Source organism: Acinetobacter sp. GW821-FHT09D10 (assembly GCF_059416285.1).
In genome coordinates this window covers 138,072-151,273 of sequence record NZ_JBWKOW010000004.1, presented here as the reverse complement: position 1 = coordinate 151,273, position 13,202 = coordinate 138,072, and the positions used below count along the sequence as shown (strand labels likewise).

The window sequence follows — 13,202 nt, the reverse complement described above, 5'->3', positions numbered from 1 at the left end:
AAATAGGTAAGGAGCTTTTGAAATGTTATTAAATAAACTTGCTATAGCTCCTACACTTATTCGTCACCGACGCTATAGCCCCAAACAGCATCAATTCACATCGACCTTAAATTACTTATGGTTTGATCCAGATCAATTAAATGAGATTGCAAAAGATTGCTCACTTTGGTCAACCAATCATTGGAATGTACTAAAACTATCTAAAAATGATTTTTTAAATATGTATCGAGGTTCTATAAGGGAGAAAGTAGAGAAAGCGATATTGGAAAATAGTAACTCACATTTTAGGCCAGAGTGGCAAATCAGAGTGTTGGCTTTACCTCGTTGTCTCGGTTTTAGATTTAACTCTGTGGTCTTTTATTTTGTTTTAGGTAAAACTGGGAAACCTATATTTATTGTAAGTGAAATCACCAACACTCCTTGGAATGAACGAAAAGTTTATATACACGACTGCACAAAACAACAAAGTAATGTGGGCGGGTATCAGAGTTTCGATTTTCATTTTGAAAAATCATTTCACGTCTCGCCGTTTATACCCATGCAGTTGACTTACCGTTGGCGATTTAGTTTTTCAGACCAGCAAAATGTCATTCATATGAAGCTCTTTGAAGAACAAAAACAAGTGTTTGATGCAACTATGCGGTTTGAACTTGTGCCCATCACATTTCCTTCACAGCAGTATCGATATGCTCTTATGAACAGCCTAGCCCCTTTTAAAATGTTGTTTTCAATATATTTAGAGGCATTTAAGTTATGGCGAAAAAAAGTTCCATTTTATCGTCATCCTAAAAAGATCAAGGTAGATAAGACATGATAAAAACATTTCTGTATGGTGAAGATGACTCACTACCGTTACTACTCAAAAGTCTTCTCAAACTACGTCATGGACAGATCACTTTTCAGGGCGCGTGGAGTGGTACGGTTGGCGAGGTTTCAGATTTACATGCTGTGATTGAAGTTCGCAATCCTTTGCTGATGGATCTCATTTTAAAAAATGGTGTTTTAGGAGCAGCTGAAGGCTATATCCGTGGCGATTGGAGCAGCGAACAACTTGTAGAGTTGGTTCAGATATTGGCACGTAATCGAGATGTATTAGACCAGTTTAACCAAAATGTTATTGCACAGGCGAGCCAGTTTTTTCTGAAGGGTTGGTATAAAAATAGAAAAAACTCTATAAGCGGGAGCCGTAAAAATATTGCTGAGCACTATGACTTAAGTAATGACTTTTTTAAATTATTTTTAGACTCGTCGTTAATGTATTCGAGTGCTGTTTTTGAAAATGAAAACATGTCACTTGAAGATGCATCTGATTATAAAAAAGAGCTCATTTGTAAAAAGTTAGATTTAAAACCAATGGATCATTTGGTTGAAATTGGAAGCGGTTGGGGCGGTTTTGCAATTTATGCAGCCCAACATTACGGCTGTAGAGTGACCACCATTACCATTTCACAAGCTCAATACGATGAAGCCGTTACTCGTGTAAGTGAAGCTGGGTTGGCACATCGAATTGATGTGCAATTAAAAGACTACCGCTTGCTCGAAGGGAAGTTCGATAAGTTGGTTTCAATTGAAATGGTTGAGGCCGTAGGTGCACAATATTTATCAACATATTTTGATCAGTGCAAAGCGCTGTTAAAACCGAAAGGTTTGGCATTTATTCAAGCCATTACCATTGAAGATTTCCGTTATAAAAAAGCATTAAATACAGTCGATTATATTAAGCGTTATATTTTCCCTGGTAGCTTTATTCCTAGCGTGAGTGTATTGACTCAAACCGCCTCTGAAAGCGGTTTAAGGTTAAAGCATTTAAATGACATCGGCTTAAGTTATGCAAAAACAATTCATCACTGGCGAGCACGGTTTTTAATCGCACGAGAGGAAGTATTGGCTCTGGGTTTTGATGAAAACTTCATTCGCATGTGGGATTTCTATTTATGTTATTGCGAGGGTGGTTTCAAAGAAGGTGTGATAAGCAATGTTCACTTGTTGTTTGAAAGTACCAGTTACTAACTCAAACACATCAAGCAAGGAGACTGCTCATGTTTTGGAATTTACTGATTCTAGATTTAATGATCATGTTGCTGAGCTGGCTACTTGCCACAGCAAATGGTCGAGCTGGAATTGTAGATGCCGCATGGAGTTTCTGTCTGGCAGTGAACATTATTGTGTCTTCATTACTCATTTCAGTTGCTCCAGTTGAAGTAAGACTTTTTATCGGCATTTTTAGCGGCTTATGGTTTTTCAGACTATTTTGGCATTTGTTAAGACGTTATCAATCTGAACAAAAAGAAGATGGTCGTTACGCGAACATGCGTCAAGCCATGGGTAAATTTCAGCATTTAGGCTTCTTTTTATTTTTTATCTTTCAAACACTTTTAGTGCTTTTGTTCTTCTTACCGATGTGGACACTCCTCAATGTAGAAGCAACTGAGTGGAGTAGTGGATATAAAGTCACTTTAGTGATTGCTGCCGTCATCATGGCGATTGCCTTTATTGGAGAGCAGCTCGCTGATCAGCAATTATACCGATTTAAATTAAATCCAGATCATCATGGCAAAACGATGGATCAGGGTTTATGGCGTTATTCACGTCACCCAAATTATTTTTTTGAATGGTTACACTGGTTTGCCTATCCAATTATTGGTTTAGCTGCGGGCCAATATTTATTGTGGATTTATCCGTTACTGATGTGGCTATTTTTATATTACGTCACGGGTATTCCATTTAGTGAAAAACAAGCAATTAAAAGTCGCGGTCAAAACTATCTTGATTATCAACAAAAAACATCAATGTTTATTCCGCGAAAACCCAAAAAATAGGTGCGCATATGGATTTTATTGTTCATCAGTCTTTAAAAATTGTTGAAAGTGGTGTGATTCCAGATCATGCAATTCGGGCAGCAATCCGTGCTTTAAGCAAAAAGCGCTTAATTCAAGAAGGGCGTTATGACCCTGAACAAGGGGCACAGCGCTATATGGATGTGCTTAATATGCTGAAGAAGAGCGAAATCGCGGTTGAAACGGACAAGGCAAATGAGCAGCACTATGAATTGCCAACTGAGTTTTTTCAGGCAGTGCTTGGAAAAAGACTCAAATACAGTGCATGTTATTTTCCGACTAAAACAACAACTTTAGATCAGGCAGAGGAGCTTGCTCTTCAGCTTTATTGTGAAAGAGCGCAACTTAAAAACGGCCAACATATTTTAGAGCTAGGCTGTGGATGGGGTTCTCTAACATTATGGATGGCAGAAAACTATCCGCGCTCACAGATTACTGCTGTTTCAAACTCTGCAACCCAGAAAAAGCATATTCTTGGGCAAGCAAAGTTGAAGGGTTTAAACAATATTGAAGTGCTCACATGTGATGTGAATGTGCTCGAATTAGACCAAGATCAATTTGATCGGGTTGTATCTGTTGAAATGTTTGAACACGTTCGTAACTATCAACGTCTTTTTGAGAAAATTCAGGGATGGTTGAAGGCAGATGGGCTACTTTGGTGTCATATTTTTTGCCATCGCTTTTTACATTATCCTTTTGAAGTAAAATCAGATTATGATTGGATGTCCAAGTATTTCTTTACTGGCGGTTTAATGCCTGCGACGTCAACTTTTTTGCATTTTCAAGAGCATTTAGAATTGGCTCAACAGTGGCAGTGGTCGGGTGAGCACTATATGAGAACCGCAAATGCTTGGCTTGATAATATGGATAATCAAGAAGTTGAATTGAAGCCTCTGTTTAAAAAAATCTATGGAAAAGATGCCAATATTTGGTGGCAACGTTGGCGTATTTTCTTCATGGCTTGTGCTGAGCTGTTTGGTTTTGAGCAAGGACAAGAATGGGTAATTGGTCACTTTTTATTTAGAAAGAGATCATTGTAATTTCTAGAGCCTACCTCGGCGATAAAGATATGATAAGAACTCGACATGATGGCAAATCTAGTCATCCATTAGCCAAAATGTTCAATCGATATTATTGGTTGCAGATTGGTCTGATTGCATTATCGATCGTGGTCGGGTTGGCTTGTAGTGCATGGGTCATTAAAGGCTCTTTACTTAAAACCGCTTTAGAGCAGGAAATGGAGCATTACTGGTTACGCATAGAACGTGACCCAAATGCAGATTTACCGGATACGAAAAATTTATATGGCTATCGGTGGAATACAGAGATTGCACCTCAACCATTTCGGGGTATGCGCTTAGAAAGTGGGGTGCACCGAGTATTCGTTGATGGTAAAGAGCGAATGACGGTCTATGGTGAGCATAATGGTCAACATGTTCTGTTGGTATTTGGCGAGAGCAATGTCAATAAGCTGATCTGGTTATTTGGACTGGCTCCGCTCATGTTTAGTTTGTCTGTGCTATATAGCTTTTTATGGTGGTCAAATCGAAAAGCCAGACGCTATTTTTCCCCAATTACACGCTTGGCAAATGCTTTGGAAAATATCGATTGGGCACATCAAGATACCCAAGCATCTCCTTTTAGAGATATTAATACCAATGGCAACATGGAAGCAGAATATCTCAAGCAAGCCTTGGAAAAATATCATCAAGTTTTAAGTGATTTTATTCGACGTGAAAGGGAGTTTACGGGAGATGTGAGCCATGAGCTACGTACTCCGTTAACCATTTTGAAAGGTAATGTGCAACTTTGTCAGGCGAGATATGGAGATGATAAAGCCTTAGTTCGTCTTCATAATACGATTGAGGATATGCAGTTATTAGTTGATACCTTACTGGCGATTGCACGTAATACAGTAAAAAGCTTACCGTCTGAAAAGAATTTTTTATCTAGAATTGTGAAGGATCTAGTCGAAAGTTTACAAGCAGTGAGTGAGAGTAAGGGAATACATATTCATATTCAACCCGACCTTTCTGAACAGCCGCGCTGGTTATATCCCTCTATGACTAAAATGGTTTTAAGCAATATTTTACGTAATGCGCTGAATTATTCTCAAGGCTCACAAATTGACATTATTCAACAAAAAAACAGCCTGATTATTGCGGATAATGGAATTGGAATTTCTCTACCTAATGATGTGAAAGTACAAGAGCTCAGTGACTCCCAACTTTCTTTAAAAGTTAAAGGCCACGGAATTGGTTTGCAATTGGTGCAAAAGCTTTGCAAACAACTAGGATGGCGAGTGGAGTTGTTTGATCGGCAGTACTATTTAGCTACTCATCCTGAGTTGGACTTAGAACAGGCAACAGGTCTAATTGTTGTGGTCTATTTGAGTTAACTTGCAGAACTTTCTAAAGCAATTTTTAAACCGACACCTGCCACTGTATGTAATAGCTTAGGGTCAAAAGGTTTATCAACCATTTTTCTTAAGTTATATATGTGACTGCGTAATGCATCACTTTCAGGTTCTTCATCGCCCCATAACTCCATCATCAGTTCTTGTTTGGTTACTACTTTTGGAGATTGACGCATCAAAATTTTTAATAATTTAAATTGAATAGGCGGCAATTCGATATTATTTCCGGCACGAATAACTGTTTGGGTTGCGCTATCAAGAATTAAATCATGAATTTGAATTTTATGATGAGTGACTTCGCCAGCTGCTCTTTTAATTAATGCACGAATCCGCATCACTAATTCATTAAAATCAAAGGGTTTAACCAAATAATCATCTGTTCCAGCGGTAAAACCTTTAAGTTTGTCATCTAAAGTATCTCTTGCTGTCAGCATAAGGACTGGAATATCAACGCCTTGTTCGGTGCGTAGCCAGTTGCATAGATCATAACCTGAGCCATCAGGTAAGTTTATATCGAGCAGCAAAAGATGATAATGCTGAGATTTAAGAAAAGTCCGTGCAGCATCTAAATTACGCGCATGATCGATCACATAACCATGCACTTCAAGAAATTCACAGACCGTTGCTGCCAGTTCAAAATGGTCCTCAACCATGAGGATAAAGTGATTACCCATGAGATTTTATTAAGCCATTAATTTAATAATTGTTGTTTTAATTTAGCATTAAATGGTTCGCTACCAAACCAGATTTTAAAATATTGATTTGCATTCGGATTGTTTAAAGAACCGAGTAGCTTCTGGTTTAATTTTAGTTCTAGTTTTTGATTTTCGTGCTGGTAATACAAACTATATAAGTCTCCATTTTTGATGGGTCTATAAAGTTCATTAATATGATTAAGCGGAGATTTTGCATCAAATCCACTAATATTCTTTTTCAAATAATGGGTTGCTGCACGTTTAAAAGCCCACTCGGGAATATCGCGGTTATAGCTAAAGTCCATTTTGATGCTTTGACTCTGCCAATTTTTTAAGCAATCTTCAGCAAAGTAACTGACATTTCCCACTTTCTTACTCGTGACCATCAAAGGTGCTGAACTACATTTTTTCAGTTCAGCCGCGTTAGCGTAAGATACGATCAAGATTCCCAGAAATATTAAGACTCGACTTTTTTGAACGGTAATATCCATTTATAGACTCCTCCAAAGATTGGTAAAGAACGGTAGAGGCCATTCGCCGGATCCCAATAATCTTGCTGGAAAATAATTTTTTGCTGTTCATTAATTTTAATTTGACTCATTCCATAAGAAGCCATGGTTTTTGAACGACCTAACATTTTAAAGTCATAGGTCATGTACCAATGGATATAGGCTGTATCTTGATGGTGAGTTGCACTAATCAGTTTTACAGTGACATTACTTACTCGAGCATTCATGCCTTCAAAATGTTTAATGAGATCTTTTTTTTGAGAGAACTGCGAGAGTGTGTCGTTAATATAAAGCTGATCAGCGTAGAGATTGCCAGCATTGCTTACAAAAGAAGGGGTGCCAAGTGTATTAAATGCGGCAACAAAACGATTGCCGATATCTAACGCCTGCTCGTCATTTAATGTTATTCCATTAATTTTTTGTTCAGCTTTGCCATAGTCACTTGAGTAACTAGGCACACTTTTACACGCTGTTAAACCTACCAAGGTAATCAGCCCGAGGGCTGTGGTTATAATTTTCATGTCTATATCCGAGCCAACTTTATAAGATTAAATTAAAGAGCTGGTCGTGAAGTTTGCGTGAATTCTTATGTTTTATGATTTGTGTTAAAAGACAGTTTTTTCTTTTTGAAAGACCCTTTATTAGATCTATTTAAGTTAGAAGTTTCTCAGGACTCCACAAATTTTAGTATTAAGAAAGCAATTTCATTCTAGCTGCGCTTTACTCATAAGAGATATAGATTACATTTGCATAAATAGGAAGTTTAAATAATGAAAACAATTGGCTTATTAGGCGGAATGAGTTGGGAATCCACAGCGCTCTATTATCAACAAATTAATAAAATGGTTCACGGTAAATTAGGAAAATTACATTCTGCTAAAGTAATTATTAATAGTGTAGATTTTGAAGAAATCGCAGCTTTGCAAGCAAAAGGTTTATGGCAAGAGGCAGGCGCGTATTTAGCTGAGCAAGCGCTGAATTTAGAAAAAGCAGGGGCAGATTGTATTTTGGTGTGTACTAACACCATGCATAAAATTGCACCGCAGATTGAAGATGCTATTACGGTCCCTTTTATACACATTGCCGATGCGACAGCAAAAGAAATTTTGAGTCAAAACATTGGTAAAGTCGCATTGTTGGGGACAGCTTTTACAATGGAGCAAGATTTTTATAAAGCTCGATTACAGGATCATGGAATTGACGTGATGATTCCAAATGAAGCCGACCGAAAGATAGTACATCGTATTATCTATGAAGAGCTTTGCTTGGGTGTGATTAACCCAGATTCACAGCAAAAGTATATTGCTATTGTAGAGGCGCTCATAGCTGATGGAGCAGAAGGAATTATCTTGGGTTGTACCGAAATTTGTATGTTGATTGGTAAGGTTAAATTCTCGGTTCCTTTATTTGATACGACTACCATTCATGCAAAAGAGGCCGTGAGTTTTAGCTTAAATGAAAGTAAAAATCCTAATAGAGCCAATCTAAATATAGTTGCTGCAACTGTTGGGAATACTGTTTAGCAATATTTCAAATAGGCTTCCTGTCATTAATCGTTAAGCCTGTGTCGTCAAATGTAAAGTGGCACATATCCTTCTTATTGTAGTTTTAGTTATTGCTTTTATAGGCACTTAATAAAAAAACAAAATATGGGATAGGACATGACGTTGACGAAAGCTATACGTTTCTATGGAACAGGAACACCTGAAGTAATGCGCTATGAAGATGTAGAAGTAGGAGATCCAAAAGCTGGAGAAGTACGCCTACGTCATGTGGCAGTCGGCCTAAATTATGCCGATACATATTTTCGTAATGGAACCTATCAAATTCCAATGCCTAATGGCATGGGCGTAGAGGCTTCTGGTGTAGTCGAAGCATTAGGTGAAGGAGTAACTCAGCTCAAAGTAGGTGATCGAGTTACCTATACAGGTTTTTTAAATACGTTAGGTGCATATAGCACCCACCGTCTAATTCCAGCTAATGCTTTAATTAAATTACCTGAAGAAATTTCTTGTGAAACAGCGGCAGCCATGACCATGCGAGGGTTGACCGCTGCTTATCTGATGCGCCGCATTTATGACTTTAAAGCGGGCGATTCAATTTTATTACATGCAGCCGCTGGTGGTGTTGGGCTGATCGTTTCTCAATGGGCCAAATTACTTGGCTTGAGTGTTATCGGCACAACGTCTTCAGAAGAAAAAGCTGCTGTAGCGCGAGCTCATGGTTGTGATCATGTCATTAATTATAGCCATGAAAATGTTGCTGAGCGTGTACGTGAGCTAACAGGTGGCGTGGGTGTAAATGTCGTTTTCGATAGTGTCGGTCAAGCTACTTTTATGAGTTCATTAGATTCCTTAAAACGCCGAGGTTTGTTGGTCTGCGTAGGTACGGCATCTGGTCCAATCCCTGCTTTTGATCCGGTATTACTTGCCGTGAAAGGTTCATTGTTTGTGACTCGTCCAGCTTTGGCAGATTACATTGCAGATCCTGCTGAGAAGAAAGAACTGGCAAATGAATTATTTGATCATGTTCGACACGGACGAATCAAAATTGAAATTAATCAGCGCTATGAGCTAAAGGATGCCGTGCAAGCTCATCGTGATTTAGAAGCACGCAAAACAATAGGGTCATCAATTTTTGTAATTTGAAGGGATTTCTTATGCAAATTGAACAGCTAACTTGCAATATAGGTGCAGAGTTAAATGGGGTAAAACTTGCTGATGCGATTTACGACGATGGTTTATTTTCTGAAATTCGCACTCAACTGCTTAAACATCGAGTTTTGTTTTTGCGAGATCAGCATTTAACCAGTCAGGATCATGTCGCATTTGCAGAAAAATTTGGACAGTTAGAAGACCATCCCACTGTAGGTAGTCATCCTGACCATCCGGGTTTAGTACAGATTTATAAACATCCAGAAAGTCCAATCGATCGTTATGAAAATGCTTGGCATAGCGATGCAAGCTGGCGCAAAGTTCCACCCATGGGATGTGTTCTGCATTGTGTTGAATGCCCACCTGTGGGTGGTGATACGATGTGGACCAATATGGTCATGGCCTATGAATCTTTACCTGAAGATATTAAGGATAAGATTGCAGACTTACGTGCTTACCACAGCATAGAAGCGAGTTTTGGCGCTGCGATGCCACTTGAAAAACGCTTGGACTTAAAAGCAAAGTTTCCCGATGCTGAGCACCCAGTAGTACGTACTCATCCTGAAACGGGCGAGAAAATTTTATACGTCAACGCGTTCACGACCCACTTCAGTAACTATCACACCAAAGAGCGAGTCAGATTTGGACAAGATGCCAATCCGGGCGCAGCTGAACTTTTACGTTATTTAATCTCTCAAGCCTATATTCCAGAGTTTCAAGTGCGCTGGCGTTGGAAGCCTAACAGTATTGCAATCTGGGATAACCGCAGTACACAACACTATGCCGTGATGGACTATCCGCCATGTCATCGAAAAATGGAACGGGCCGGCATTATTGGTGACGCAACCTATTAAATCGACAGATTAAAAAACTATATCTGATTGAAAATTCATAAAATATATAAGGAGATGCACATGCAATTCTTTGACGACTCATTGCACCCAGAAAATATGGAAAAAGTAGTCATTACCGTTGCGCCGTATGGACCGGAATGGATGCCTGAAGATTTTCCCGAAGATATTCCTGTGACCATGGATGAGCAAATACAAAAAGCGGTTGAGTGCTATGAAGCGGGCGCGACTGTGCTGCATTTACATGTCCGTGAGCTTGATGGTAAAGGCTCTAAACGCTTGTCAAAGTTTAATGAACTCATCGCAGGTGTTCGTGAAGCTGTGCCTGACATGATTATTCAGGTAGGCGGTTCGATTTCATTTGCACCAGAGAGTGAGGGTGAGGCGGCATTATGGCTAAGTGACGACACCCGACATATGTTGGCTGAACTCACACCCAAGCCTGATCAGGTCACGGTGGCAATTAACACCACACAAATGAATATTATGGAGTTGCTCTATCCTGAATATTTGGAAGGGACATCATTGGCACATCCAGCGACTCAGGCCGCATATGCAGAGATGACCGTGCCAGCAGGGCCTGCATGGGTAACCGAACACATTAAGCGCTTATGCAAAAACAATATTCAACCGCACTTTCAATTAACGGGTATGCATGGGCTTGAGACGCTAGAACGTATGGTGCGTAAAGGCTTGTACATGGGGCCGTTAAATTTAACCTGGATTGGAATCGGCGGTGGTTTTGATGGTCCAAACCCATTTAATTTCTTTAATTTTATTCATCGTGTACCTGATGGATGTACTTTGACATCCGAATCTCTGCTCAAAAATGTATTGCCTTTTAACACCATGTCGATGGCAATGGGGTTACATGCTCGTGTGGGTAACGAAGATACGATTATTGATCATCACGGACGCCGTTTTTCCTCTGTAGAGCAAATTAAGCAAACCGTTCGGATTGCCCATGAATTAGGCCGTGAAATTGCCTCAGGAAAAGAAGCCCGTGAAATTTATCGTATTGGGGTGCAATACAACAGTATCGAAGAAACCCTAATCGCAAATGGTATGGCACCCAACCGTAAAACAGGGCAAAAAGGCGTTCCTCAGCGTAACTAATGTGACAAGGTCTAACGGAGTTTAGACCTCAATTGTAGTGCAGCTTATTCGCTTTGATTTTAAAAGTGCGCTGCTGCACTAGCTAAATAGAAATTATAAAAAATACAAGGAGGTCGTATGAATGCACATCAGTATTCAGATCAGATGAGCGATGTTGATACGTCAATCAGTATACCTCGTCGTTATGCATGGCTTGTTTTTGCTTTGACATTTGGTTTGCTCATTTCCGATTATATGTCACGGCAAGTATTAAACGCTGTCTTTCCATTGCTTAAAACTGAATGGTTACTGAGTGATAGTCAACTAGGTTTGCTCAGTGGCATTGTAGCCTTAATGGTAGGTTTATTGACTCTGCCATTATCTTTATTAGCAGACCGTTTTGGACGAGTTAAAAGCTTGGCCATTATGGCAGCCTTATGGAGTTTAGCGACTTTAGGATGTGCACTGGCTGAAAATTATGAGCAAATGTTTATTGCTCGTTTTATGGTTGGTGTAGGTGAAGCCGCTTATGGCAGTGTTGGTATCGCAGTGGTTGTGGCTGTTTTTCCGAGGGAAATGCGTGCAACACTCGCAAGTGCTTTTATGGCTGGCGGTGTATTCGGTTCATTTTTGGGTATGGCTCTAGGTGGTGTTCTGGCACAGCACTTTGGCTGGCGTTGGGCTTTTGGAGCCATTGCTTTATTTGGCCTCATTTTAGCTTTTCTATATCCGGTTTTAGTCAAAGAAAAAAGAATAGCTTCTTCACATCAAAATAAAAATCGTAGCAAAACCAAGCACATTCAAAGTCCTTTAAAAACTTTATATTCAAGTCGTTCAGTCATTGCTACTTACATTGGTAGTGGATTGCAATTATTTGTTGGCGGCACAGTGATTGTCTGGATGCCGAGTTATCTCAATCGCTATTACGGCATGAGTACCGACACGGCTGGTGTAATGGCAGCGGTCATTGTGCTGTGTAGCGCTGTAGGCACAATTCTATGCGGCATGTTATGTGATTATTTGGGCCGTAATTGTCCTGATCGTAAGGTCAGTTTAGCCATTACATACTGCTTGGTTAGTTGTGTGCTTTTATTAATTGCTTTTGCTGTGCCTGCGGGACGCAGCCAGTTACTTCTAATTTGCCTTGGAATGTTTATTGCCTTAGGAACCAATGGTCCATCCAGTGCCATGGTGGCCAATCTCACACATAACTCAGTTCATGGCTCTGCGTTTGCAACGCTCACCTTGGCTAACAATTTTCTTGGCTTAGCTCTTGGTCCTTTGGTGGTCGGCAGAATATCTGATGTGATTGGATTACATAGTGCATTTCAACTGATGCCATTAGTCAGTATTGCAGCCGCAGCCGTATTTTTTTATGCCAAACGCCATTACCACAAAGATATTGCACGCTTTGAGCAGCAAGGAATGACTGAGTTTAAAAATCACTCAAGTAACCAAATACAAAAATGCGGGATGAATAACAAATGATGATTCGGCAATTACACATTGATGTATTTTTTGACTTTATTTGTCCTTGGTGTTTGATCGGAAAACGTCAGTTACTGATCGCTATAAATAGATTTTATCAGCTTCACCCTAGCGTCAAAGTTGTCGTGCATTGGCGAGGTGTTCAGCTCATACCGGACTTGGCAGCTGAAGGTGTACCTTTTCAAACGTTTTATTTGAAAAGATTAGGTAGCTTGACAGCAGTTCGCATGAGACAAGAACAGGTCAATAAAGCCGCAAATAAGGTTGGCCTCAAAATCGATTTTGAACAAATTAAACGGATGCCAAACACGGCTAAGGCTCATCGCTTATTTGATAAAGCTTTAAAGATAGGCACTTCTGAGCAGTGCAATATGCTGTTAGAACAACTCTTTGCCGCATATTTTTATGATGGCTTAGACATCGGAAATACCACCACTTTATACAAAATTGCAAAACGTTGTGGCTTCCCACCTGAGCTAATCAAAAAATTACTTATTCAAGATCATCAAGATTTTATCTCTGCAAATACAGGAGGTAATGGTGTGCCTTACTTTATTTTTGATCAGGCTTCAGCCTTAGTGGGTGCGCAATCAGCAGATGCACTTTATCAAGCGATGCATGAGGCACTTGTTGTTCAGGGAGAGTTGATATGACCAA

14 protein-coding genes are annotated in these 13,202 nt (G+C 39.6%); 11 read left to right on the top strand and 3 right to left on the bottom strand.

Translation table 11 applies throughout. The features are described 5' to 3' along the window. Positions 1–22 precede the first annotated feature (22 nt). From AC07M3_RS11470 to AC07M3_RS11450, 5 genes are read left to right on the top strand one after another with little or no spacing between them, the layout of a single operon-like run. On the top strand, positions 23–814 hold the full coding sequence (locus AC07M3_RS11470) for a DUF1365 domain-containing protein (protein ID WP_494567342.1): 792 nt from the start codon (positions 23–25) through the stop codon (positions 812–814). Further along, a complete protein-coding gene (locus tag AC07M3_RS11465; RefSeq protein WP_494567341.1) occupies positions 811–2,010 on the top strand; it encodes a class I SAM-dependent methyltransferase in 1,200 nt (399 codons plus the stop codon). Before AC07M3_RS11470 ends, AC07M3_RS11465 begins: the two co-directional genes overlap by 4 nt. 29 nt (positions 2,011–2,039) lie before the next feature. Beyond that, positions 2,040–2,819 (top strand): DUF1295 domain-containing protein, encoded by a 780-nt coding sequence (locus tag AC07M3_RS11460; protein WP_494567340.1) that lies wholly within the window; start codon positions 2,040–2,042, stop codon positions 2,817–2,819. Between the two features lie 8 nt (positions 2,820–2,827). After that, complete coding sequence (locus AC07M3_RS11455) at positions 2,828–3,877, top strand: SAM-dependent methyltransferase (protein ID WP_494567339.1); 1,050 nt, start codon at positions 2,828–2,830, stop codon at positions 3,875–3,877. Between the two features lie 29 nt (positions 3,878–3,906). Beyond that, positions 3,907–5,235: a sensor histidine kinase gene (locus AC07M3_RS11450; RefSeq protein WP_447603913.1), complete on the top strand. Its 1,329-nt coding sequence runs from the start codon at positions 3,907–3,909 to the stop codon at positions 5,233–5,235. On the opposite strand, the gene AC07M3_RS11445 is transcribed toward AC07M3_RS11450, so the two are convergent. Genes AC07M3_RS11445 through AC07M3_RS11435 form a run of 3 tightly spaced genes read right to left on the bottom strand, consistent with a single transcriptional unit; the run spans position 5,232 to position 6,978 of the window. After that, positions 5,232–5,927: a response regulator transcription factor gene (locus AC07M3_RS11445; protein ID WP_192835457.1), complete on the bottom strand. Its 696-nt coding sequence runs from the start codon at positions 5,925–5,927 to the stop codon at positions 5,232–5,234. The two genes, AC07M3_RS11450 and AC07M3_RS11445, sit on opposite strands and share 4 nt — an antisense overlap. A gap of 17 nt (positions 5,928–5,944) precedes the next feature. Next, positions 5,945–6,439: a chalcone isomerase family protein gene (locus AC07M3_RS11440; RefSeq protein ID WP_494567338.1), complete on the bottom strand. Its 495-nt coding sequence runs from the start codon at positions 6,437–6,439 to the stop codon at positions 5,945–5,947. Then, positions 6,406–6,978: a nuclear transport factor 2 family protein gene (locus AC07M3_RS11435; protein WP_494567337.1), complete on the bottom strand. Its 573-nt coding sequence runs from the start codon at positions 6,976–6,978 to the stop codon at positions 6,406–6,408. Before AC07M3_RS11435 ends, AC07M3_RS11440 begins: the two co-directional genes overlap by 34 nt. A gap of 249 nt (positions 6,979–7,227) precedes the next feature. Between AC07M3_RS11435 and AC07M3_RS11430 the strand changes: the two genes are divergently transcribed. The 6 genes from AC07M3_RS11430 to AC07M3_RS11405 all read left to right on the top strand — a co-directional run bounded on the left by AC07M3_RS11430 (position 7,228) and on the right by AC07M3_RS11405 (position 13,198). Beyond that, a complete protein-coding gene (locus AC07M3_RS11430; protein WP_494567336.1) occupies positions 7,228–7,980 on the top strand; it encodes an aspartate/glutamate racemase family protein in 753 nt (250 codons plus the stop codon). Positions 7,981–8,118: 138 nt separating this feature from the next. After that, on the top strand, positions 8,119–9,105 hold the full coding sequence (locus tag AC07M3_RS11425) for a quinone oxidoreductase family protein (RefSeq protein ID WP_494567335.1): 987 nt from the start codon (positions 8,119–8,121) through the stop codon (positions 9,103–9,105). 11 nt (positions 9,106–9,116) lie between these two features. After that, the gene (locus tag AC07M3_RS11420) at positions 9,117–9,965 is read left to right on the top strand and encodes a TauD/TfdA dioxygenase family protein (protein ID WP_494567334.1); all 849 of its coding nucleotides are present in this window, start codon (positions 9,117–9,119) and stop codon (positions 9,963–9,965) included. 60 nt (positions 9,966–10,025) lie between these two features. Then, the gene (locus AC07M3_RS11415) at positions 10,026–11,078 is read left to right on the top strand and encodes a beta-keto acid cleavage family enzyme (RefSeq protein WP_031983259.1); all 1,053 of its coding nucleotides are present in this window, start codon (positions 10,026–10,028) and stop codon (positions 11,076–11,078) included. Positions 11,079–11,195: 117 nt separating this feature from the next. Next, on the top strand, positions 11,196–12,545 hold the full coding sequence (locus AC07M3_RS11410) for an MFS transporter (protein WP_494567333.1): 1,350 nt from the start codon (positions 11,196–11,198) through the stop codon (positions 12,543–12,545). Next, positions 12,542–13,198, top strand: coding sequence for a DsbA family oxidoreductase (locus AC07M3_RS11405; RefSeq protein WP_494567332.1), 657 nt, complete (start codon positions 12,542–12,544; stop codon positions 13,196–13,198). The genes AC07M3_RS11410 and AC07M3_RS11405 overlap by 4 nt, the downstream gene beginning before the upstream one ends. Positions 13,199–13,202 lie beyond the last annotated feature (4 nt).

Bases quoted from the DNA above. Each gene is read 5' to 3' on its own strand.
- AC07M3_RS11465 (WP_494567341.1), top strand. From the start codon at position 811: ATGATAAAAACATTTCTGTATGGTGAAGATGACTCACTACCGTTACTA.
- AC07M3_RS11435 (WP_494567337.1), bottom strand. From the start codon at position 6,978: ATGAAAATTATAACCACAGCCCTCGGGCTGATTACCTTGGTAGGTTTA.
- AC07M3_RS11470 (WP_494567342.1), top strand. From the start codon at position 23: ATGTTATTAAATAAACTTGCTATAGCTCCTACACTTATTCGTCACCGA.
- AC07M3_RS11445 (WP_192835457.1), bottom strand. From the start codon at position 5,927: ATGGGTAATCACTTTATCCTCATGGTTGAGGACCATTTTGAACTGGCA.
- AC07M3_RS11410 (WP_494567333.1), top strand. From the start codon at position 11,196: ATGAATGCACATCAGTATTCAGATCAGATGAGCGATGTTGATACGTCA.
- AC07M3_RS11450 (WP_447603913.1), top strand. From the start codon at position 3,907: ATGATAAGAACTCGACATGATGGCAAATCTAGTCATCCATTAGCCAAA.
- AC07M3_RS11425 (WP_494567335.1), top strand. From the start codon at position 8,119: ATGACGTTGACGAAAGCTATACGTTTCTATGGAACAGGAACACCTGAA.
- AC07M3_RS11415 (WP_031983259.1), top strand. From the start codon at position 10,026: ATGCAATTCTTTGACGACTCATTGCACCCAGAAAATATGGAAAAAGTA.
- AC07M3_RS11430 (WP_494567336.1), top strand. From the start codon at position 7,228: ATGAAAACAATTGGCTTATTAGGCGGAATGAGTTGGGAATCCACAGCG.
- AC07M3_RS11460 (WP_494567340.1), top strand. From the start codon at position 2,040: ATGTTTTGGAATTTACTGATTCTAGATTTAATGATCATGTTGCTGAGC.
- AC07M3_RS11440 (WP_494567338.1), bottom strand. From the start codon at position 6,439: ATGGATATTACCGTTCAAAAAAGTCGAGTCTTAATATTTCTGGGAATC.
- AC07M3_RS11405 (WP_494567332.1), top strand. From the start codon at position 12,542: ATGATGATTCGGCAATTACACATTGATGTATTTTTTGACTTTATTTGT.
- AC07M3_RS11420 (WP_494567334.1), top strand. From the start codon at position 9,117: ATGCAAATTGAACAGCTAACTTGCAATATAGGTGCAGAGTTAAATGGG.
- AC07M3_RS11455 (WP_494567339.1), top strand. From the start codon at position 2,828: ATGGATTTTATTGTTCATCAGTCTTTAAAAATTGTTGAAAGTGGTGTG.